This window comes from Globicatella sulfidifaciens DSM 15739 (genome assembly GCF_900167405.1).
Lineage (GTDB): Bacteria > Bacillota > Bacilli > Lactobacillales > Aerococcaceae > Globicatella > Globicatella sulfidifaciens.
Genome location: NZ_FUWO01000007.1, coordinates 84,381 through 106,521, shown reverse-complemented (window position 1 = coordinate 106,521; position 22,141 = coordinate 84,381). Strand labels below are relative to the sequence as shown.

Here is a 22,141-nt window from a genome sequence, read left to right as displayed (position 1 = left end):
CGTTAAATGGTAAAGGTCTTTATATAGCGTATGATATTTACCTGTATGGATATCTTTATAACGCTTAGGTTTTTGTTTAAACTGTGTTTTCACAGTCTTATATCTCGCGATGACCGTACGCATCACGGACTGGGCCATTTGCGATTGCAGTCCAAAATCCTGACGTATCTGATGATACAAGGCGTTGTGTAAAGTCGTTTGACCTAATTCAAAGTTATGGTCAAAGATATATGTCGAAACAAAATTACAAGCGTTTAAAAACTGTTGTTGGGTTTCTTCGAATTTTTCAATATCACTAGCACTTGGGTATAATTGCACTTTAATCGTTTTCGTTAACGGCATCTTGTCACCTCTTTCCTCTTAAATACATTATACCATCTATTTAGTGAACACATTAACGATAACCTAGTAAAATCAATAAAAATAGCTGCCTATTTCGCTAATTTCTCCTCGGTATTAATACCGAGGTTTCCTTAGCTGACAGCTTGTATATGAACAATCATTCATTTTTAGCTTTTTACAATCTTCAAAACAGACTTGGTAGAGATGTCTAATTTTCTACCAAGTCTCAAAATAATAATGTTTAGCACACCCATTGTGTCATAACAAATGGGTGTGGATTAGGATTAGAAAATCAAATGATTTTACTATGTTATAGCCCAGCTTCAAACATAAGAAGCTAAATAAAAAGGTTTAAACTACTTGTCTCTTTCAAAATCAGTCATTATGATTAAATAGAAAAAGCTTGAGCATGAGAAGCGAGTGCTAATTTTCCATTATGAACCGATACTTTATTTCCAGTTACTAAATCACTATACTCGCCATCAGCCATTGGTACATTAACAAAACCTTCTTTTCCTTTGAAGGAACAAACCGCCACAAAATGTTGTGCTTTATCTTGATGTTCAATTACTACTGCATCTAACTCATCATAAGGCGTTAATTCATAACGAGTGGTTAAAGTGGTTGGAATATATTGCTTTTTAATATCATTTAAATGACGGATTTCTGCTGAAATATCTCGTCCAGCCTGCCAATTAACTGGATCGATATCAAATAATGTTTGTTCGGTAGTTTCTTGAACTTCTTGGCCATTATATAATAAGACAAATCCTTTCTCAAAATATTGGAAAGCTGTCCATTGTAAAAGGTCTTGTTCATTGCCAATTAAATATTTTGCACGTGGGTTATCATGGTTTTCTAAATTACGTGCCTTAATATAATCAACGGGATAAATCACTTCTTGTAAATTTAAGCGATTAATATAGTCACTTAATTTATTTGTACCTCTTAAGTAACCATGGAATAAATAATGTACATCATAATCATATAATACATCAAAGGCTTGATACATCTCAGCATCCGCATGAGCGACTGTACCCGCTTGACGTAAAGTTTTAATAAATCCAAATTCAACACTTTCAGAAAGCCATATGAAATCTGATTTCACTTCGGCTACTGCTGCCCGAGCTTCAATCCAAAAATCAATCGGTACTAATGGTGCCACGTCACAGCGGTAACCATCAACATATTTTGCCCAATAACAAAGCGATTCAATTTGATAATCTCTTAATTCACGGTGTTGATAATCTAAATCAATAATATCAGTCCAATCACCAACACGGTTACCTCTTTTACCTTCTTCATTATAGTAAAACCATTCGGGATGTTCTTGAACTAATACTGAATCTGGTGAAGTGTGATTATATACGACATCAATCATGACTTTCATACCATTTTTATGTATAGCATCACACAATGCTTCAAAATCTGCTAATGTTCCATATTCTGGATTAATAGTGCGAAAATCGTAATTGGCATAAGGAGAACCATCTTTTCCTTTACGATTGAGTTCACCAATTGGATGAATTGGCATTAACCAAATAATATCAACTCCTAGCTTTTTAATTCTTGGCAGTTCAGGAATGACTGCTTGAAATGTCCCTTCTTTTGAAAAATTGCGTACAAAAATACTATAAATTACTTGATTCGGTTGAATACTCATAAATATTTACCTCCTTGGTTTTGATACTTTCACTTTATCGAATTATATTTGCTTACGCAAACATAAAATATAAGTTAACGGTAACAAAATATAAGCACTTACATCCAACCTTCGAATCAAATTAAATGACAAAAAAGAGAAGTCACACAAGGGTCATCTTTAATAGATGACCGCTGCTAATCTGACTTCTCTAAATAAATTGTTATTGTTTGATTTGTTGTTGATATAGTAACGAAGCTTGTGAAAGTTGTTCTACAATTTCATTCAATTCTTCTTCACTATAGGCATTCGCTCCACTCGCCATCGGATGACCGCCTCCGGCATGTAGGGCAGCTATTTCATTAATGACGGGACCTTTTGAGCGCAGACGACAACGATAGAAAAAGTCCTCCCCTTCTTGTTGTACAAAGGTCACCCAACAGTACACGCCTTGAATTCTCGAAGCCAAATTAACAAGTCCATTAGTTTGTTCTTCAGTAACACCAAAACGTTCTAAATCTTCTCGGTTAATTCTTAAAAAAGCAACGCCCGCATCATTAACTTGTAGATTTTCATAACCAAATCCTTGTAATTTGACTTCTGCTGGACTCATCACTTGAAATTGGTCATTAATCGCAAAAGCATCGATACCTTGTTCTAATAATAGAGCTGTATAATTAAATGTTGCTGCTGTCGTTGAATTATATAAAAACCGTCCCGTATCACCCACAATACCGGCATATAATAATTGGGCTGCCTGTGGTGTAAGCGGTAATCGTTGACCTAAGAAATCACTCATTGCTACAATAATCTCACTACAAGAACTGGCTGCAGTTGTTACAATTTGTAAGCTACCATATTCCTCCACAATCGGATGATGGTCTATTTTAATTAAATCTTTGCCATTCAGATAATGGTCACCATCGATTCTTTCGGTATTAGCGGTATCGGTAATGATAACCAATGCCTCTTGATAGTCTTCTACAGATACTTTATCCATTTGACCTAACCAACTTAAACCTTTAGAATTGCTACCAGCTGCCAAAACGCTTTTATTAGGAAAAGCATTGGTAATTAAATGTTTTAAACCTAGCTGTGAACCTAATGCATCTGGATCGGGTCTTTGATGGCGATGGATAATAATCTTATCATATGCCTTTACTTTTTGAAAAAATGCTTCTACTTCTGATTCTATTAGGTAGCTCAAACTCACTAACCCCTTTCAATAATTTGACTCGTAATGATCGCCCGAGCAGCTAAAGTATTTTCGTGAAAGACATCTACTTGAACTAAAGCGCTTCGTCGGTTATGATGAAATACATCTACTTTAAAATGGATTTCATTGCCAATTTGAATTAAATTAAAATAATGAACTTCTATTTTTTCAATAATATTATTGAGATTCGTTATCTCTACCACTTTCTTTTGTGCCGTTTGGGTAATTAATTCGCATAACACTCCATATGAAATAGTACCTAAATTATTAATCATTTGCGGTTGCACGATTGCTTGAAAATCATAATCACCAAATTTATTAGTATGATTGATTGCATCTAAATGAACAGCTACATCATCTTCAAAGGTATGGACGATTTGAGGTTGTTGTTGAATCGTATGAATAGCTTTCATCACATCTTGACGTGAAACCACCCCTAATAACTGTAAATTATCAGCAACAACGGGAATCATTTCTATATCTTCCCAAATCATTTTATGAGACACGCTAGCAATACTCATATGTAATTTAACGGTTACTGTCTCTTTAGTCATTACGCGTTCAATCAATACCGTCTCATCGCGACCAATTAAATCTTTAGCCGTCACGACACCAATTAAACGATTATTATAGACTACAGGAAATCTGGATAATCCTGTTTTATCAGACATTTTATGAAAAGTTCGAACGTTATCTTGTGCTGTTAAAGCAACTGTTTTTTCAATCGGAGTATAAATGTCTTCAATCGTTAAAATTTCTTTTTTAATTAATTGATCAGAAATTGAACGATTGATCATAGTCGCCACTGTAAAGGTATCATACGAAGTGGAGATTAATGGTAAGTTACGTTCATTGGCTAATTGGATAACGCTTGGGTTCGCTTTAAAACCTCCTGTTATCAAAACGGCTACATCATGTTCTAACGCAAGTAATTGAGCTTCCGTACGATTCCCCACAATTAATAAAGACTGCTCACTAAAATAGCGGACCATTGCATCTTCTTTCATCGCACCAATAATAAATTTATTTAAATGACGCGATAAGCCATCTGATCCACCTAATATATCCCCATCGATAATATTGACCACTTCTTTAAAGGTTAGCATATCAGTTAAATATTTTACTTTCTGTTCTATTCGAATCGTTCCTACGCGCTCAATAGTAGAGACTAACCCTCTTGTTTCAGCTTCTTTAATCGCTCGATAGGCGGTTCCTTCACTCATATTTAATTTCTTGGCTATCCCACGGACCGAAATTTTATTGCCAACTGGTAGAGATTTAATATATTGCAAAATCTGTTCGTGTTTCGTCGCCATACAAAATTGCCCCTTCTCTTCTATAAAAAATGTTAATAGTAATCTGATGTCATTATAACAGTTTTATAATACAGTTGCTAGTACAAACCGATTACTTATTAATACTTTTTTACTAATAATTTTGATTAATAAATCCTTTACATCATTATAATAATTAGTTTCCTTGTTTGGCTTTCAATAATGGTCATAATACTCAAATTTAAAAGTTCCAATAAAAAAACCATGTTTGTGCATGTATAGTAATACAATAAAGAGATTGTACTACTGCACACAAACATGGCCATTCATAATAATTAGCCTAGACTGACGTCTAAAATCATCATAATAACAAATCCACCTAAAAAACATAAAGTTGATAAATCTGTATATTTTGAAGCTTGAGATTCTGGGATTAACTCTTCCACTACTACGAAAATCATCGCCCCAGCAGCAAAGGCTAAACCATAAGGTAAAATAGTCGTAACTAATAACACCGCTGCGGCACCAAATAAAGCACCAATTGGTTCAACTAAAGCAGATAATTGCCCCATATTGAAAGCACGCCATTTTGATTTTCCCTCAGCTCTTAATGGTAGTGATAAGGCTGACCCTTCGGGAATATTTTGAATGCCTATCCCTATCGTTAATGCCAAGGCAGCCGCTATTGTAGCACCATTGACTTGCATACTAGCTGCAGCATAGGCAACTCCTAAGGCCATCCCTTCTGGAATATTATGAATCGTGACGGCCAAAACTAACATGGCAGTACGAGAAATATTAACACTTTTGATATCCGTGTCACCGTGGTCGCCACTGATATGTAGGTGGGGAACAAGTTTATCTAATAATCGCAAAAAGATTCCTCCGGCTAAAAAGCCAATAGTTACTGGTGCCCAGGTAGGTAACACACTATTCTCAGCATATTCAAGTGCCGGTGCTAGTAAAGACCAAAAAGAAGCGGCAGTCATAATCCCAGCAGCAAACCCTTGCATTACTGCTAAAAATTTATCATTTACATCTTTAACAAAAAAGACCACAGCTGAGCCAAATAAGGTACAAAGCCATGTAAAAATACCAGCTAGAAACGCTTGTAAAACTGGATTTAATTCGATGAACCAAGCCATTCATCAACACTCCCTTCGTGAATAGTTAATTGGATTGCGGATGTCTCCGGATTTAATAAATTTGAAACAGACACGCCCAGTAAACGCACTTCTTGATCTAAATTCCCATGTTTTAGCCATAATTCTTTCACAATGGAAATAGCCTCTTCATAAGAATCAAAATAATCCTCTGCTTGCATTTGTCTCGTTATCGTTTCAAAGTTTCCATATCTTATTTTAACTGTAATAGAGTTTGTAAGCAAGCCTAAAACTCTAACTTTTTTCATCACACTATGGGTAAGTTTTTCAAATTGAACGATAATTTTTTCTTCATCATTCAAAAATTGAGTAAAGGTTCTTTCTCTACCAATTGATTTGCGATCTCGCTGTTGATTTACTGCAGCATTATGAATCCCACGAACTTTAAAATATAAGGAATAGCCCATTTTACCAAAATGCTTAATCAAAGTATCTAAATCCTGTTGGTACAAATCTTTTCCATTAAATATTCCTAGTTCATGAAAATGCGGAATAGATTTCACGCCAACTCCATAAAACTTATCAATCGGGAGTGCTTGTAAAAACTTAGTAGCTTCTTGAGGTGTCACAATAGTAATGCCATGTGGTTTATGATAATCAGAGGCGATTTTTGCGATGAATTTATTATAAGAAACACCGATAGAACAAGTTAACGAAAGAGTTTCATCTATCTCCTTTTGAATTAAATGAGCAATTTTTAAAGCACTGGCTTCATTAATTTTATTGACAGTCACATCTAAATAGGCCTCATCTAATGATAAAGGTTCAATAACATCGGTATATTTTAAAAATATTGCACGGATTTGTTGTGAAACCTCGCGATAATAATCCATATTCCCTTGAATAAAAATAGCTTTTGGACATAGTTTATAAGCTTCTACAGCAGACATTGCTGAATGAATGCCATATTGACGAGCAATATAATTGCAAGTAGCAACAATCCCTCTACCACCGGTTAAATTAGGATGTTTAGCGATGACTACAGGACGATTTTTCAAGCTAGGATTATCTCGCACTTCAATACTCGCATAAAAAGCATCCATATCGACGTGCAAAATTTTTCGTGTCGTATCTGGATTCGGTTCTTCGAAAGTTAATAAACCATATTTCATTGTTGATCATCACCTCACTTCAGCTTATTTCAGTTATTAGTATATCAAACTTACTCTTTTAATAAAAAAATACTCGCTATTGCCCTTAGTTTATCCAACGTAAATTGGTTTGATTTTTTCTATTTAGCCATCATTCTATTAAAAACAATGTTTATCGATAGTAACAATGCTAACGAATAATGGATTGAAGAACTGTTCACCACCTATTCTTTCACAATATTAATTTCCATTCAAAATGAACGAGGTCTAGCGAAAACATCTTTATCGCCAAACCTCGTTATTTATTTTTGTTTATTTAAGTTATTCAATCTGGTCATCTTACCCCACCCATACCTATTCAGCTGGTGGCTGGGTTGCGAGAGGTTCTGTCACCTCAGGTTCACTCTGCGCAGGTGGTTGAGTAACCGGTGGCGCTGTCTCAACTGGTGGTTCTGTTACCGATTCTGTATAGAACGGAGGCTCAGTAACACTAGGTTGCTCGGTTTGTGGTGGATAATACGGCGCTTCAGTATAACTTGGTTGATAAGAAGGTGCTTCATATCCTTGGGTTGGTTGTTGATAAATATCGCCTTCATTATACGAAGTCTCTAAATCTCGAACTCTATCTAATTCAGCTTGTTGTTGATTGATAGCATCAATTTGCTCTTGTGTTAGTCCACTTGGATATTGATTTTTCACAATCAATTCACTCTTAATGAACTCATTTTCATTATCAGCCATCGGGTCAGCCAATGAACTTGCTAGTATCGCTTCAAGTTGAGTATGAGCTCGTAATTCATTGGAAACTTTCAAACGTGCTGAGACTGGAATATTAAAGTAAAAAATATCATCTAAATATAATGGTTGCATTTCATCAAATTCAATAGCTGAAATATTGTTGAGAGCTGACACATACTTAGGATATACCGATAAAATGGTTGTTAAATCAAAATTTGTTTTAACATTTTTGGCCACCACTTGTAAAATTTGTGGGTAATAAGTAACAGCATTCAAACTGAGTAATTTATCCATAATCGCTTTAATAACCATTTTTTGGCGATTTTGTCGTCCGACTTCGCCTTCAGGATCATCATAACGCATCCGGGCAAAATTCATCGCTTTGACTCCATTTACTTCCCTTGTTTCACCTTTTTTAAATTGGGTGCCTCGATAAGTAAAAGTTAAAGGACTAGTGACTTCAATGCCACCAATCGCATCTATCAATTCTTCTAATCCTGACATATCCAATACAGCATAATAGTCAATTGGTATATTTAAAAAGGCTTGAATTGTATCAATAGCGGTCTCAATGCCACCATAGGCATACGCATGGTTAATCTTCTCAGGTTCATCATAGCCTTCAATAAAGGATAAAGTATCTCGTGGAATACTTAACATTTTTGTTGTTTGTGTCTGAGGATTTAAACTGACAATCATAATAGTATCAGATCGACTCACAAAGCCTTGATCTTCGGTTCGTTCTAAATTATTCGCATCAGTTCCCAAAAGTAAAATATTCAACGGTTCCCCTTCATCTACTTCGGCTTCTTTGTCACGTAATTTATTAACTGAAATATCTTCAACCACCACTGATTTTTTTAATTCATTAATGTCTGAGTTCACTTTAATGAAAAGCCCAAAACCAACGGCGAGTAAAATCACAAAGATTGCACTTAGGATTTTCAGCCAATTTCTCTTTTTCTTTTTATTTTTATTTGTTTCATGATTCATTTGATTAACTTCCTTAATAATACGACTAATTGATTATTTCTTTGACTTTTGTTCTTAGCTCCTCCAAATTATCTTTATCCACTTCAAGGATGGTTAAATTCTTTATAGCTTTTTGGTAACTACCAAAATTTAACCGCAAGTAATCTTGCCAAGATAACGAACTATATACAATTTGACTGGCTTCATCGAAATAAGTCTTCCAATGCGGTAAATTGTTCAAACCGTATACTTCATTCCAAATACCTAATAAGACCTCATTCACTCGTTGATTTCGCTCTGAAACAGTCTCTTCTCCTTGATTAAGCATATATTGTAAAGCTAATCGTCCGGAAAGTAAAGTGTTTTGATTTTTTTGTAGGTGCAGATCATTATAGGAATAGTCTACTTGAGGTGTAATCGTAATATTAGGAAACAAGTCAATAAGACTTTTTGTTTCTGACAAATAAATAACCGTTAAATGATCTATATTTTGGTCCAATATTATTTCTAATTTATTTAATAATAAATCCGTTTGATGACGTGGGTTCCATTGATATAAAGGCTTATTATCAATTTCTAAATGAGCATTTACCTGGCTTAATAACCCTTGTCCTGTCTTAGGATTTAAAGTAATGAGATTCCAACTCGTTGCTTGTTGAGATTCAATTCTGCCACCATCTGGAAAAGACAGACCTACGACTAAAAAAGTCGTAGGCTGATTTTTGGACAAACGATCTGCTTTTTCAATCCAATTTATCTCTTCAATCGAATGAGAGTAGCTTTTTTCAATCCCCATATAATAATGGTAACCAAAGAAAAATAAAGTGACAAATAGCGCCATACTGATAAATAACGTAATCATGCCATTAGAACGATTATTTTTGGTATTTGGCTCAAATTTAGGACTAATATGTTGAGGTGTTTGTCTACGTTTATTTTTCATTTGCGAACACTACTTCTCGTCATATCCTTGAGGATTATTTGATTGCCAATTCCAAGAATCACGGCACATATCCTCTAAAGTCTTTTCAGTCTTCCAATTCAACTCATTATTGGCTGCCGTAACGTCAGCATAACAGGTTGCGACATCGCCTGGACGACGTTCACTGATTACGTATTTTATCTCAATATTATTAGTGTTTTGGAAGGCATTGACTAAGTCAAGCACTGAATAGCCAACTCCTGTACCAAGATTATAAACTTTTACACCTTTTTGTTCTTTGTTCTTTTCTAAGGCTTTAATATGACCTTTTGCTAAATCAACTACGTGGATATAATCACGCACACCAGTACCGTCTGGAGTGTCATAGTCATTGCCAAAAATGGTTAATTGATCCCGTTTACCAATTGCAACTTGTGTAATATATGGCATCAAATTATTAGGAATTCCCTGAGGATCTTCACCAATACGTCCTGATTCATGAGCACCAATAGGATTAAAATAACGTAGTAAGGTGACCGACCACTCTGGATCAGCAATGGTTAAATCAGTTAGTAAATGTTCATTAACAACTTTAGTATAACCATAAGGATTACTTGCCGTATTAGCTGGCATACTTTCAACTAATGGAGAAGGATTTTCCGAACCATAGACGGTTGCTGAAGAAGAAAATACGATATCTTTAACATTTGCTGCACGCATCACTTCTAATAAGGCAACCGTTCCCTCAATATTATTATGATAATATTCTAAAGGTTTCGAAACAGATTCACCCACCGCTTTATAACCAGCAAAATGAATCACGGATTCAATATCATTTTCAGCAAAAATTTTAGTCATTGTTTCTTTGTCTAAAATATCCGCTTCATAAAACTTAAAATCTTTGCCAGTAATTTCTTTTATGCGCTCTAATACTTCTGGCTTACTATTATAAAAATTATCAACAATAACCACATCGGTTCCTAAATTTAATAACTCAACCACTGTATGGCTACCAATATAACCCGCTCCACCAGTAACTAATACTGACATCATACCACTCCTATACTTATTTACTCTTAGTGTTCATTATAACACAAGATAAGAAGTTAATGATAGCGAATTTATTGGGATATCAAAAATTATTTATAGTGGTTTCACCTTTAAAATTCAAATCTATATTTAATTTATATATATATTGAAGGGAATCTTTGTTATAATAGAAACGAAAACCTTAAAAAAGGTGCAATGTAAGGAGGAATTAGTTTGGCTGAAGCCCTAATTGTATTTGCCAGTTTAACCGGTAATACCGAAGAAATGGCTGATATCGTTGCTGAAAGACTTGAAGAACATGATATTAATGTTGAAATAGTTGATTGTATGCAAGCCGATGCACACGATTTTTTAGATTATGATATTTGTATCATAGGTAGCTATACCTATGGTGTTGATGGTGTTTTACCTGATGAAATGATTGATTTCCATGAAGAATTAGGTGAACTTGATTTAACCGGTAAAGTCTTTGGTGTCTTTGGTTCTGGTGATGATTTTTATGATTATTTCTGTGCTGCCGTTGATTTCTTTGAAAATCAATTTGTTGCAACGGGTGCAACTAAAGGTGGCGAAAGTGTAAAAGTCAATTTAAACGCTGAAGATGAAGATATTGAAAACTTGAATGCCCTAGCAGACGCCATTGCTAGTCATTTTGAATCATAGAAAGTAGGTATAAAATGGTATTAGAAAATTTTGATGTTTTATTAGATAAATATGCAAATTTATTAATGACAAAAGGATTAAATGTTTCGACAAATGATTATGTTTTAATCAATGCTGAAATAGAACAAGCGCCATTGGTAAGATTAATGACACAACATGCTTATCAATTAGGTGCAAAACACGTTAAAGTTAATTGGACTGATACTGCCATTAGTATTTTAGGTTATCAACATCAATCAGTTGAAACATTAACAGATATTCCTGAATATCGTGTGGCTGAATCTAAGTACGATATTGAAACCCGCGCCAAAAGAATTGCCCTACGTTCAGCAAATCCAAATGCATTAAAAGATATTGCCCCAGAAAAATTAGCAGCAGCAAGTAAAGCTGCTTCATTAGCATTTTCTGAACAACGTATTGCCTCACAAGCTAATGTAATGAGTTGGTTAGTATGTGCCGCTGCTGGTCAAGAGTGGGCAGCATTAGTCTTCCCCGAATTAGAAAGCTCAGAGGCACAAGTTGATGCTTTATGGGATCAAATTTTTAAAACGACACGTGTTTATGAAGAAGATCCGGTTGCAGCTTGGGAAACTCATGAAGCAACTTTAAATGAAAAAGCTGATTTCTTAAATGAAAAACAGTTTGATAGCTTACATTATACCGCTCCAGGTGTTGACTTTACAGTTGGTTTACCATTGAATCATGTTTGGGAAAGTGCTGGCAGTACGAATCAACAAGGTGAAATCTTTATTGCCAATATGCCAACGGAAGAAGTTTTCACTGCACCAGATTTCCGTCGTGCAGAGGGTATTATTAAAAGTTCAAAACCTTTAAGTTACAATGGAGTCGTCATTCGTGACATGACTTTCAAATTTAAAGATGGCGAAATCATTGAAGTAAGTGCTGCTGAAGGGGAAGCGACCCTAAAAACATTAATTGAAAATAATGAAGGTGCTCGTAGTTTAGGTGAAGTGGCATTAGTACCACATAGCTCACCGATTTCTCAATCAAATATTACATTTTTCAATACCTTATTTGATGAAAATGCCTCAAACCATTTAGCGATTGGACAAGCTTATGCCACTTCCGTTCAAAATGGTACCAAAATGTCGCAAGAAGAATTAAAAGCAAATGGTTTAAACCGCTCAACTGTCCATGTTGACTTTATGGTTGGTAACGCTGAAATGAATATTGATGGAATTACAAAAGATGGTGAAACTTTTGCTATTTTCCGTAATGGAGAATGGGCATTTTAATTCGCCAATCATAATCGGGGGTAAGAATGATGCAAGACAATAAAAATACTAATGCTAAATTAGATCAAGCATTTAGTAAGCAAATTGACGAAATCGACAAGCGATTAGACCGTGGTGGTATGATTTCATTGATGATTATCGTCATTGGTTTTCTAATTATTGGCTATTGGATGATTGAAATTTTAAGTTTAAATGATGAACAAACAACTTTCAATGATGATGCAACAATGGAATTAGTCGAACGTGTGGAGATGTTAGAATCACGGGTGGCTGAATTGGAAGCAGCTGAATAAAAATGAAAGTTTTACATATTAATTCTTATTTTTCGACCTCAGGTCTTTTTAAACATTTATATGACCGTCAATTAAATGCGGGTTTAGAAATTGATGTCTACGTTCCTATCTCCCATCAATTTCCTGAAGAACGCATTGCGGCAAGTGGAGACTATACAACAATTCAACGAAACCATCATCAGCTTGAACGCTATCTTTTTCATTTAAAACATTATAATATTTTAAAAGATTTGAAAAATACTTATCAAGCTGAACAATATGATTTAATTCATGCTCATTCATTATTTTCAAATGGATGGTTAGCCTACCAATTATGGAAAGAAACTAAGACCCCTTACGTCGTGGCAGTAAGAAGTGCTGATATTCGGACATTTTTTGACAAAATGCCATGGTTAAAGCCAATGGGATTAAAAATATTAGCAAATGCCAGTCAGGTTTTCTTCATTTCACGTAATAATTATAATGAAGTATTTGCTAATCATATTCCTTCAAGAATGAAAGAAACTTTGCGTGCAAAAACACAAGTAATTAGCAATGGGATTGACCCTTATTGGTTACAAAATCGCTTTACCGAAAAGCAACCGGCGATTCATTCCCCTCTTCAAATTGTTTCTGTTGGTAAAACAATTCATGAAAAACGTTTTGTTCAATTAGCCAAAATGGTCCAGTCATACTCCGAGAATATAGCACAAGCTCATTTAAACATTGTCGGACCCACCTGGAATCCTAAAATAGTTGAACAATTAAAAGCGTTTGATTGTGTCACCTATCACGGTCCTAAGAGTAAAGAGCAGCTAAAAGACTTTTATCGAACAATGGATGTCTTTGCCCTACTCTCTTCTCCAGAAACATTTGGATTAGTTTATCCAGAAGCAATGAGTCAAGGATTGCCTGTTATATACACTCAAAATGAAGGATTTGATTCCTTTTTTGACAATCACTATATTGGTGTCAGTGTTGCAAAAACTGATGAATTAGGCTTTACTAAAGCAATTGATTTTATTAAGCAAAACTATGCAACACTATCCAAAAACGCACTGAATAATGCTAACAAATTTAATTGGGATGAAGTCAATCAGAAATATCTGAATATTTATCGAAATACAACCAAAAATAAAGGATGATTAGATACATATGAAAAAAGTAAGAAAAGCGGTTATCCCTGCTGCTGGACTTGGAACTCGTTTCTTACCTGCTACCAAAGCTATGGCCAAAGAAATGTTGCCGATTGTGGATAAACCAACCATTCAATTTATTGTTGAAGAAGCGATTGCCTCAGGTATCGAAGATATACTGATTATTACTGGTAAAAGTAAACGTTCCATCGAAGATCATTTTGATTCTAATATTGAATTAGAGGAACACTTATTAAAACAAGGCAAGATGGAACTTCTAGAAAAAGTTAAACAAGCCACTGGTATTAATCTGTTCTTTGTACGTCAACCTTACCCTAAAGGTTTAGGCGATGCAGTGTTACAAGCCAAAGCCTTTGTTGGAAATGAACCATTTATTGTCATGTTAGGTGATGACATTATGCAAAGTGAAGTACCATTAACTAAACAATTAATCGATGTATACGATGAAACCTATGCCTCAAATATTGCGGTAATGGAAGTTGATCCAGAAGAAACTTCTAAATATGGTATTATCGCACCATCTAGAAAATTCGATGACAGTACTTATTATGTCGATGCTTTTGTTGAAAAGCCAAAACCTGAAGATGCTCCAAGTAATTTAGCAATCATTGGCCGCTACCTTCTAACACCTGAAATTTTTAATATTTTAGAAAATCAAACCCCAGGGGCTGGTGGCGAAATTCAGCTAACCGACGCCATCGATACCTTAAATAAAACTCAACGTGTTTTCGCCAAGCGTTTTGATGGTCATCGTTACGATGTTGGTAGTAAGTTAGGCTTTTTACAAATGAGTGTTGAATATGGATTAAAACATCCTGAAATCGCCTCTGAGTTAAAAGAGTATATTGAAAACTTAGTTGAACAATTAAAACAATAATCATATAAAAAAAGAATAAGCTCTGAAGTCATATAACCATGATTTCAGAGCTTTTAGCTTGGCTATTTTTCTATATCGCATTGGGGAGATTACGCAACTAAATTCAAAACTTTCTCATTTTTATCGTACGGTGTGATATTTGGTATCATAATTCAAAGCATTATCACTTTTATTGCATGGTGAGATTACGCAACTAAATTCAAAGCTTTATCATGCATTGGTCAGAATTTTGATTACATTAATGAGATTAACCAACTTCCTATAAAATTCGATCCAAGTTACATATCACTTCAATTTTAAATTTTCTATTAAGAATCAAAAAATGCGGGTATTAAAATGAAAGTTAACTCCTTCATTTCTACCCACATTCATCAATTAAAGTTCTTTAAATAAGAAACGTGCATTCCAAAAATAATCTACCCCAGAATAAACGGTGAAAAACAAACAAATATAAAAGAAGATGGAAGCAATATCGAGTGTTAATCCAAAATTATTAAAAAGGAAAAACACGATGGCAAACATTTGGGTAAAAGTTTTTATTTTCCCTGGTAATGCGGCAGACATAACCTTACCATCATGTGTTGCTAATAAAACACGTAATCCTGTAACCATCAACTCTCTGGCAATAATAATAAATACGGCCCAACTTGGAACTACACCTTTATCAATTAATAAAATAAAAGCAGCAATAACAAGGAGTTTATCAGCCATTGGGTCAAAAAATGCTCCAAATGAAGTCACCAAATTTAATTTACGAGCAAGATATCCATCTAAATAATCCGTACCACTCGCGACAATAAAAATAATTCCCGCTAGAAATTGTGATACTGGAATAATTTGCTGATTAAACGAAAGACTGCCAAATTCAAATATCATCAACAAAATAAAGATTGGAATCATCACCACTCGTGAAAGTGTTAATTTATTCGCAATATTCATTAGTTATTATTCCCTTCGTCTTGTCCTTGTAATACAGCTGGTCCTTGGTAACCTGTTTCGCTCATTGGTTCTTCGGCCACTGACTCTTCAACAACTTCCTCTATTGCAGTCGTTTCTACTACTTCTTGTGAAGCGGCATCATCTGCTAATTGGAAAACAACTGTACTTCCAAAGTACGGATTATTCAATTCTAATTCTTGACCATTAACTGTGAATGTACCACCTTCTTGATATCCTAAACGAATTCTAAATGAAGTAACACCTTCATTAACAGTATATTCAAAGTCTTCTCCTTCGGAGATTGAAGTATCTACCACAATATTTTCGTCTTCGTACATCCCAATCCATACATAGCTTTTTCCTTTAACACCAAAGGTATAATCTTTGAAATCCCCTTGAATTTCATATACAGATTCTTCACCCTCATTTGAAATTAAAGTTAATACCTTATCACCGACTTTGATTTGATTTTCAGCTAAATCTTGGGGTGCTTGTGTTGTCTCTTCATTAGTGTCACTAGTCGTTGTCACTAGACTTTCTGGTTCAACGGTGGAGACAATAGATGAAGTATTCGCATTATCATTTTTATTTGATTTGCCATCATCATTCATACGTGAAATTGCCATCGAAAGTGAAAAAATAATCATTAATATCAACCCTATTAAAAAGGCTAATGGCAAATAGGTTAATAAAATTTCAAGATTACTTTTTTCCTGATTTTCTTGACGTGATTTAACACGACTACCTATTTCTTCTGTTTCAATATTTTCAATCTCGACCATTTCGTCTTCATCAGGATAGACTTCAATTTCATCTTTATATTCTTTTAATAATTCATCACCATTTAATCCTACAACATCAGCATATTGTTTAACAAATGCTCGTATATAAAAATTACCTGGTAATTCAGAAAATTGACCTTCTTCAATCGCAACTAAATATTTTTTTTGAATTTTGGTCATTTGTTGTAATGTATTTAATGTATACCCTTTTTCAATACGGGCATCTCGAAGTTTACTTCCAAGTGTACTCATAGTAGTCCCCTCTTTATCGTCATTATCTCATCCATTATAACATAAAGTCTTCGATGGTGTAGGTTTATTATACTTTTTTCACAAAAAAATAACAATTTAGTTTAGCTTAAATAAATTGCTACTGGGTGTGGTATTTTAATTCAAGCGCCTTTTAAATTAAATCTATGAAAGTAGACTGAAAATCAATTCGCTACAAATTAATAATGAATACATTAATAAGACTGGGCATAAGCTTGATAAATTTAGTCAAATTATTGTTCGTTAATAAATAGCGCAGGGGTTGAGTGGCCTCAAACTGCGTCTTAATGAGGTTAGGTATTAATTTGATAAATTCAAACAAGTTATTGCTCAATAACTAAAAGCGCAGTGGTTGAGTGGCATCAACCTGCGTCTTAATGACTTGTTTGATACCTACTCAACTGTGCGGGGGTAGGCCGACGAAGCGAAAATTATTCAATTTTCTACTTCTGGCCTACTCCCAACTTGCGGGGGTGAAAAGACGAAGCGAAAAGCATTCAATTTTCTACTTCTTGCCTACTCCCTATTTTATTAAACGCTTTGCCATTTCACGATAAATTGTTTGTTTTATTTCAAAATCAGCAATATAGGTGATGAGCATAATTTCATCAGTATGAAACTCTTCTGCAAATTGTTTAATTTTATCCGCCACCTCTTGATACGTCCCAATAATCGCATTGTTTCTACCTGTAGTATATTGTCTAATTTTCTCAACGTACTCTTCACCATCAGCCATAATTTCTTCCGGACTTCTAAAGACGACACTAAAGCCATTTTCTAAACGATAGCGAAATTCTTGCATCGTTAAAGCCAAGTAATCCGCTTCTTCTTTAGTTTCAGCTGCTACAATAGACAACGCTGATAGTGTATTGGGTGTTAACTTGCTATCTGTAGGGAAAAATTGACGATAATGATCCATCACGTCTTCATCTTGATGACCAGTAAAGAATTGAGCATAAGCGTAATTCATTTCTTTTTCTCCTGCCCAAGCTGCACTTTGACCACTAGAGCCTAATAGCCAAGCTTCAGGTAATATTTCTGGTTGTGGAGTCACTTTGAAACGTCTATAAGGATGTGTTTCTTCGAAATCGCCTCGAATGAAGTGTAAGGTTTCTTCAATAATTTGATTAATCTGAGCTGGTGAAAGTAGATGTGTCTGATTAAGCGCACGTGCTGCCGCTAAATCAGTGCCCGGTGCTCTACCTAATCCCATGTCAACACGATCAGGATACAGTGTCGCTAATAAATTAAAGCGTTCAGCAATTTGTAAGGATCCATAGTGCATTGCCATGACACCACCAGTACCTACCCTGATTTTCTCGGTGTTCGCTAATAGATGCCCCGCCAAAATATCCGGTGCACTACTCAAAAATGCTGGCGTGTTATGATGCTCTGCTAACCAAAAACGTTTGTATCCAAGTTGATCAGCTAATTGCGCCAGAGTAGTTAACTCTTTTAAAGTCTCTTCAGCTGTATTACCTTTATACAATGGAACTTGTTCTAATATATTTAGTTTCATCGATAATCCCCCTTTATATTTAAGAAGATAGAATAATCCTCTTGCTCTAAAAATAGTATAGCATGGAACCCTATTCTAGAACATTGAATTGACTTACTAGTCATTTTAAAGCAACTGCTAACTGATTTCATAGAGATTTTCATCAATTTTATGTATGTGATCCAGAAGTAGGTAATCGAATGATATTGCTTCGTCAGCCCCCCTCATACGGTACCCCTTCTTCATCCTGCATCAACAAAAATGAGGTTAGAAAGATATTTTCTTTCAAAACCCCATTTGTATTGTTTATAAAAATAGTAGTTGTAGTGACCTTCAAAGCTTAGATTTTTTATCTACTTTTAAAGGTCAACCCAAGTCGAGAGTTATCAAGTGGCTTTTCACCAAACAATGATACCTGATCAACATTACCTGTAAGAGACAAAAAGAAATTTTTCAACTAATTATCCTAACCTCTTATACAAGAATCAGTGTGATAGATAGTCAAAACGACTTCATCCCTATTTCTACTTCTTGGTTATTTATTTAACTATGCAATTATTAATAATTATTCAGCTGAATATTCTTCAGCAGATTCAATTTCACCTGCAGTTAATTTGATCATGGTTACAGGTTTAACCGGATTATGTTGGTCATCAATAGAAAATGTTCCTGTAACACCATCAAAATCTTGCGTTTCTGCAATCGCTTTGGTTACAGCTGCACGATCTGCCGACCCAGCACGTTCAATGGCATCAATCAATAAGTTAGACGCATCAAATGATAAAGCAGCAAATGAGTCCGCTTCTTGACCGAATTTTTCTTTATATGCTTTTAAGAAGTTTTGTACGTCTTCTTCTTCAGAGTTAGGAGAGAAATGCGCTGTGTAATAAACATCATTAACATTTGCTTGTCCTGCTAATTCAACTAAAGTATCACTTGCTAAACCATCGCCACCAACGATTGGTTGTGTTAAGCCAAATTCACGTGCTTGTTTAATGATTAAACCAACTTCAGTATAATAACCTGGAATATATAAAACGTCAAAATCTTGCGTTAATAAAGTAGTTAGAGTAGCTGAAAAGTCTGCATCACCGGATTGATAAGATGCGTTGGCTACTACTTCCCCACCTAATTTTTCAAATTCTTCTTTAAAAGCGTTAGCTAAACCTTGAGAATAATCAGTAGCCTGATCTGATAAAATAGCTACTTTTTTAGCTCCTAATTCGTTAAATGCGTAAGATGCACCTGCTGTTCCTTGGTAAGAATCAGCGAAACAAACACGGAATAAATACTCTAACACACTACCATCATTAGCTAAAGTAATACCATCCCCAGTCGCCGCTGGTAAAATGGCTGGTACACCTGCTTCAGTAATCACTGGAATTTCAGCTTGCGAAGCGCCTGTCGTTGCCGCCCCTATGATTCCAACTAATTTATCATCTGAAGTCAAACGGGTTGCAACTGAGCTAGACTCAGTTAAATCAGATTTATTATCAAGAATAGTCGTTGCTAATTGATAGCCATCCAAAACATCGCCTTCAGCATTACGTAATTCTACCGCTAATTCTAATGCTTTGGCCATGACCGAACCATAAGCAGCCGCCCCACCACTCATTTCAAAGTTTCCACCGATAACAATCTGTTCTTGGGCGGAGACCGACGTGACTAATGCACTAGATAGAGCCACGGTTGCTAAAAATAAAGAAGTTGCTTTTTTAAATTTCATAGTAGAAGTCCCCCTAGAGAAAGTTAATAATAATTTATTAAGACTAGTCTACATAAAATCTAATTGTTTGTCAATCGTTTTCTCATTTTATTTTAATTTTCATGAAAAACGTTTAATGTTTTGAAAATTATTCACTGCGTTCCGCAATTACTTCAATTTCAATTTGTCCACCTAATGGCAAAGCAGCGACTTGGAAAGCACTTCTAGCTGGATAAGGTTCATTAAAATATTCTCCATAAATAGCATTGACAGCAGCAAAATCATTAATATCGGATAATAGAACCAAGACTTTCACCACATTATTTAAGGTTAAGCCTTCTGATTCTAATACCGCTTGAATATTTTTGAAAACTTGATGTGTCTGCTTCTCAATACCACCTTCAACCATTTTTCCTGTTTCAGGATTTAAGCCTAATTGCCCAGATAAAAAGAATAAATTGCCTGTTTGAATGCCGTGTGAGTAAGGTCCTACTGCTGCTGGAGCTTTTTGAGTTGATAATTTTTTCATAATTTCCTCCTAAAAATGATTAAAAATATAATTTTACAACTTAAGTTGCATGCATTTATTGAAATTTTATTTTAAAATAATAGTATCATATAATAGGAGGGTTTTAAATGATTATTACAACTACACCTACAATTGAAGGACAACCTGTACAAGAATATATTGGCGTGGTTTTTAGTGAAGTTGTTGTAGGGATTAATTTTATGAAAGATTTCGGAGCTGGCTTACGAAATATTTTTGGTGGACGTTCTGCAGGCTATGAAGAAGAACTTCGAGAAGCTCAACGAGAAGCAATGGAAGAATTAGAACGTCGAGCTAAGAATTTAGGCGCAAATGCTATTGTAGGTATGAAATTAGACTATGAAGTTTTAGGGGCAGATAATGGCATGATGATGGTCATTGGTAGCGGAACTGCTGTAAAAGTTTAATCATCTAATAAAATCATTAAAGAGTCAACAGACGAATTTTTTCATCTTTTGACTTTTTTATTATGCCATTATTTTTTCAAAATGATTTCTAGAAAAAATTTTATTAAACATATATTTTGTATACTTTTTTCGTTATGCCACTCAACCATTGTTGTAAATTTATGATTCTTGAGGACTACGCGTATCTCTTCAATCCAATTAACAAAGTTCCGTACTCTTAATTTAACTACTTACGTTACCAAAACACACGGATTTATTAGATTTCGATTATGTCAATATTAGTGTTAAATTTGGACTAATCTGCTATATTGGAAGTATAAATTTTATGGAAGTGGGTGTTCAGATGTATAAAAATAAAGTTGTTGTTGTTACAGGCGATGGACATGGTATCGGTTTAGCCACACGGAAGGCCTTTGAAGCAGCTGGTGCACGTGTCTATGGCATTGATCTTAATCCTGGTTCTTTTTATCAAGGAGATATCGGTCAACCGGCTGTTCTTCAAAAATTTGTTGAATCTATCTTAAAGAATGAATCAAAAATTGATGTATTGGTCAACAATGCATTGCCTTTATCGGTAGGAATTCACAATGGTTCTTTATCCGAATTCAATGACGCTTTGCAAGTAGGAGTCGTAGCACCTTTTTACTTAACGCAGCTGCTCTTAAATCATTTCACTCCAGGTAGCTCCATTATTAATCTGTCATCTACACGGGCTTTTCAAAGTCAAGCAGAGACTGAAAGTTATGCTGCTGCTAAAGGCGCTATTACAGCCCTTACTCATAATTTAGCTGTTAGTTTAAGTAAAGAACAAATTAGAGTCAATGCTATTGCTCCCGGATGGATTGATACCTACCAACATTCATTTAGTGGTTCAGATGTCAGTCAACATCCAAGTAAAAAAGTCGGCGTTCCAGAGGATATTGCCGAACTGATTTTATTCCTTGCTAGTAACAAAGCCAGTTTTATTAATGGGCAAACAATTACCGTTGATGGGGGAATGAGTAAACTGATGATTTATCATAATGATCAAGGATGGAGTTATTATTCTGAAGATTAATCATATAAGACGCGTAAAAGATAGATAATTTCAGTTAAGATACTGTGCGTTAATTATAAGTGAATGGTTGAGTGACATCATAGTGCGTCACGAAGAGTAGTTTGATACCTAAGCAACTGAGATGGATTAGACAGAAAAAATATCTAATTTTCTTGTACTAGTGTACTCCCACTTTTGCATTAGAGATCTTTTTTAAACAAGGGTGAAAATTGTCTTTGCTAACTTTTTCAGCTTCAAAACGCTTGTCGTTAGAGGATGACTGATTCTTAAATAGCGATCGTCCTCTTGGCAAACTTAAGAG

At 34.9% G+C, this 22,141-nt stretch carries 20 protein-coding genes and 1 pseudogene; 7 read left to right on the top strand and 14 right to left on the bottom strand.

Annotated elements, in window-relative coordinates:
- From B5D12_RS05340 to galE, 9 genes and pseudogenes are all read right to left on the bottom strand, one after another.
- Positions 1 to 342 (bottom strand): annotated as a pseudogene (locus tag B5D12_RS05340) (RNA-guided endonuclease TnpB family protein); the annotation flags it as partial.
- Positions 343 to 730: 388 nt separating this feature from the next.
- Entirely contained in the window at positions 731 to 2,005 is a 1,275-nt protein-coding gene (locus B5D12_RS05335) for an alpha-amylase family glycosyl hydrolase (protein WP_078755827.1), read from the bottom strand.
- 202 nt (positions 2,006 to 2,207) lie between these two features.
- Entirely contained in the window at positions 2,208 to 3,191 is a 984-nt protein-coding gene (locus tag B5D12_RS05330; protein ID WP_234982916.1) for a DHH family phosphoesterase, read from the bottom strand.
- A 5-nt stretch (positions 3,192 to 3,196) separates the two neighbouring features.
- Positions 3,197 to 4,516, bottom strand: coding sequence for a DRTGG domain-containing protein (locus B5D12_RS05325; RefSeq protein ID WP_078755826.1), 1,320 nt, complete (start codon positions 4,514 to 4,516; stop codon positions 3,197 to 3,199).
- 293 nt (positions 4,517 to 4,809) lie between these two features.
- The gene (locus B5D12_RS05320) at positions 4,810 to 5,619 is read right to left on the bottom strand and encodes a ZIP family metal transporter (protein ID WP_078755825.1); all 810 of its coding nucleotides are present in this window, start codon (positions 5,617 to 5,619) and stop codon (positions 4,810 to 4,812) included.
- Complete coding sequence (gene dinB / locus B5D12_RS05315; RefSeq protein WP_078755824.1) at positions 5,598 to 6,749, bottom strand: DNA polymerase IV; 1,152 nt, start codon at positions 6,747 to 6,749, stop codon at positions 5,598 to 5,600. Before dinB ends, B5D12_RS05320 begins: the two co-directional genes overlap by 22 nt.
- Positions 6,750 to 7,082: 333 nt before the next feature.
- A complete protein-coding gene (locus tag B5D12_RS05310; RefSeq protein WP_078755823.1) occupies positions 7,083 to 8,459 on the bottom strand; it encodes an LCP family glycopolymer transferase in 1,377 nt (458 codons plus the stop codon).
- A 25-nt stretch (positions 8,460 to 8,484) separates the two neighbouring features.
- A complete protein-coding gene (locus B5D12_RS05305; protein WP_078755822.1) occupies positions 8,485 to 9,381 on the bottom strand; it encodes a hypothetical protein in 897 nt (298 codons plus the stop codon).
- A gap of 9 nt (positions 9,382 to 9,390) precedes the next feature.
- Complete coding sequence (gene galE / locus B5D12_RS05300) at positions 9,391 to 10,410, bottom strand: UDP-glucose 4-epimerase GalE (protein WP_078755821.1); 1,020 nt, start codon at positions 10,408 to 10,410, stop codon at positions 9,391 to 9,393.
- 213 nt (positions 10,411 to 10,623) lie between these two features.
- Between galE and B5D12_RS05295 the strand changes: the two genes are divergently transcribed.
- Genes B5D12_RS05295 through galU form a run of 5 tightly spaced genes read left to right on the top strand, consistent with a single transcriptional unit; the run spans position 10,624 to position 14,635 of the window.
- The gene (locus tag B5D12_RS05295) at positions 10,624 to 11,073 is read left to right on the top strand and encodes a flavodoxin (protein WP_066125817.1); all 450 of its coding nucleotides are present in this window, start codon (positions 10,624 to 10,626) and stop codon (positions 11,071 to 11,073) included.
- A gap of 14 nt (positions 11,074 to 11,087) precedes the next feature.
- A complete protein-coding gene (locus tag B5D12_RS05290) occupies positions 11,088 to 12,329 on the top strand; it encodes an aminopeptidase (RefSeq protein ID WP_078755820.1) in 1,242 nt (413 codons plus the stop codon).
- 29 nt (positions 12,330 to 12,358) lie between these two features.
- Positions 12,359 to 12,622 (top strand): hypothetical protein, encoded by a 264-nt coding sequence (locus tag B5D12_RS05285; protein ID WP_078755819.1) that lies wholly within the window; start codon positions 12,359 to 12,361, stop codon positions 12,620 to 12,622.
- Positions 12,623 to 12,624: 2 nt separating this feature from the next.
- A complete protein-coding gene (locus tag B5D12_RS05280; protein ID WP_200803000.1) occupies positions 12,625 to 13,746 on the top strand; it encodes a glycosyltransferase family 4 protein in 1,122 nt (373 codons plus the stop codon).
- Between the two features lie 10 nt (positions 13,747 to 13,756).
- Positions 13,757 to 14,635: a UTP--glucose-1-phosphate uridylyltransferase GalU gene (gene galU, locus B5D12_RS05275; RefSeq protein WP_078755817.1), complete on the top strand. Its 879-nt coding sequence runs from the start codon at positions 13,757 to 13,759 to the stop codon at positions 14,633 to 14,635.
- 375 nt (positions 14,636 to 15,010) lie between these two features.
- Here galU and pgsA read toward each other — a convergent pair whose 3' ends face one another.
- The 5 genes from pgsA to B5D12_RS05250 all read right to left on the bottom strand — a co-directional run bounded on the left by pgsA (position 15,011) and on the right by B5D12_RS05250 (position 20,358).
- Entirely contained in the window at positions 15,011 to 15,574 is a 564-nt protein-coding gene (pgsA, locus tag B5D12_RS05270) for a CDP-diacylglycerol--glycerol-3-phosphate 3-phosphatidyltransferase (RefSeq protein ID WP_078755816.1), read from the bottom strand.
- Entirely contained in the window at positions 15,574 to 16,608 is a 1,035-nt protein-coding gene (locus B5D12_RS05265; protein ID WP_078755815.1) for a helix-turn-helix domain-containing protein, read from the bottom strand. The genes pgsA and B5D12_RS05265 overlap by 1 nt, the downstream gene beginning before the upstream one ends.
- A 541-nt stretch (positions 16,609 to 17,149) precedes the next feature.
- A complete protein-coding gene (locus B5D12_RS05260) occupies positions 17,150 to 18,145 on the bottom strand; it encodes an LLM class flavin-dependent oxidoreductase (RefSeq protein ID WP_078755814.1) in 996 nt (331 codons plus the stop codon).
- A 544-nt stretch (positions 18,146 to 18,689) separates the two neighbouring features.
- Complete coding sequence (locus B5D12_RS05255; protein WP_078755813.1) at positions 18,690 to 19,850, bottom strand: ABC transporter substrate-binding protein; 1,161 nt, start codon at positions 19,848 to 19,850, stop codon at positions 18,690 to 18,692.
- Between the two features lie 127 nt (positions 19,851 to 19,977).
- Positions 19,978 to 20,358, bottom strand: coding sequence for a RidA family protein (locus B5D12_RS05250; RefSeq protein ID WP_078755812.1), 381 nt, complete (start codon positions 20,356 to 20,358; stop codon positions 19,978 to 19,980).
- Between the two features lie 107 nt (positions 20,359 to 20,465).
- Between B5D12_RS05250 and B5D12_RS05245 the strand changes: the two genes are divergently transcribed.
- Together B5D12_RS05245 and B5D12_RS05240 are read left to right on the top strand one after the other, a co-directional pair.
- Entirely contained in the window at positions 20,466 to 20,783 is a 318-nt protein-coding gene (locus B5D12_RS05245; protein WP_078755811.1) for a heavy metal-binding domain-containing protein, read from the top strand.
- A 343-nt stretch (positions 20,784 to 21,126) separates the two neighbouring features.
- The gene (locus tag B5D12_RS05240; RefSeq protein ID WP_078755831.1) at positions 21,127 to 21,840 is read left to right on the top strand and encodes an SDR family NAD(P)-dependent oxidoreductase; all 714 of its coding nucleotides are present in this window, start codon (positions 21,127 to 21,129) and stop codon (positions 21,838 to 21,840) included.
- Positions 21,841 to 22,141: the final 301 nt, after the last annotated feature.

What these genes read in the sequence shown, in the direction of transcription:
- B5D12_RS05240 (WP_078755831.1), top strand. Translation starts at nt 21,127, where the DNA reads ATGTATAAAAATAAAGTTGTTGTTGTTACAGGCGATGGACATGGTATC.
- B5D12_RS05260 (WP_078755814.1), bottom strand. Translation starts at nt 18,145, where the DNA reads ATGAAACTAAATATATTAGAACAAGTTCCATTGTATAAAGGTAATACA.
- B5D12_RS05335 (WP_078755827.1), bottom strand. Translation starts at nt 2,005, where the DNA reads ATGAGTATTCAACCGAATCAAGTAATTTATAGTATTTTTGTACGCAAT.
- B5D12_RS05325 (WP_078755826.1), bottom strand. Translation starts at nt 4,516, where the DNA reads ATGGCGACGAAACACGAACAGATTTTGCAATATATTAAATCTCTACCA.
- B5D12_RS05250 (WP_078755812.1), bottom strand. Translation starts at nt 20,358, where the DNA reads ATGAAAAAATTATCAACTCAAAAAGCTCCAGCAGCAGTAGGACCTTAC.
- B5D12_RS05245 (WP_078755811.1), top strand. Translation starts at nt 20,466, where the DNA reads ATGATTATTACAACTACACCTACAATTGAAGGACAACCTGTACAAGAA.
- B5D12_RS05265 (WP_078755815.1), bottom strand. Translation starts at nt 16,608, where the DNA reads ATGAGTACACTTGGAAGTAAACTTCGAGATGCCCGTATTGAAAAAGGG.
- galE (WP_078755821.1), bottom strand. Translation starts at nt 10,410, where the DNA reads ATGTCAGTATTAGTTACTGGTGGAGCGGGTTATATTGGTAGCCATACA.
- galU (WP_078755817.1), top strand. Translation starts at nt 13,757, where the DNA reads ATGAAAAAAGTAAGAAAAGCGGTTATCCCTGCTGCTGGACTTGGAACT.
- B5D12_RS05310 (WP_078755823.1), bottom strand. Translation starts at nt 8,459, where the DNA reads ATGAATCATGAAACAAATAAAAATAAAAAGAAAAAGAGAAATTGGCTG.
- B5D12_RS05290 (WP_078755820.1), top strand. Translation starts at nt 11,088, where the DNA reads ATGGTATTAGAAAATTTTGATGTTTTATTAGATAAATATGCAAATTTA.
- B5D12_RS05305 (WP_078755822.1), bottom strand. Translation starts at nt 9,381, where the DNA reads ATGAAAAATAAACGTAGACAAACACCTCAACATATTAGTCCTAAATTT.
- pgsA (WP_078755816.1), bottom strand. Translation starts at nt 15,574, where the DNA reads ATGAATATTGCGAATAAATTAACACTTTCACGAGTGGTGATGATTCCA.
- B5D12_RS05255 (WP_078755813.1), bottom strand. Translation starts at nt 19,850, where the DNA reads ATGAAATTTAAAAAAGCAACTTCTTTATTTTTAGCAACCGTGGCTCTA.
- dinB (WP_078755824.1), bottom strand. Translation starts at nt 6,749, where the DNA reads ATGAAATATGGTTTATTAACTTTCGAAGAACCGAATCCAGATACGACA.
- B5D12_RS05285 (WP_078755819.1), top strand. Translation starts at nt 12,359, where the DNA reads ATGCAAGACAATAAAAATACTAATGCTAAATTAGATCAAGCATTTAGT.
- B5D12_RS05320 (WP_078755825.1), bottom strand. Translation starts at nt 5,619, where the DNA reads ATGGCTTGGTTCATCGAATTAAATCCAGTTTTACAAGCGTTTCTAGCT.
- B5D12_RS05280 (WP_200803000.1), top strand. Translation starts at nt 12,625, where the DNA reads ATGAAAGTTTTACATATTAATTCTTATTTTTCGACCTCAGGTCTTTTT.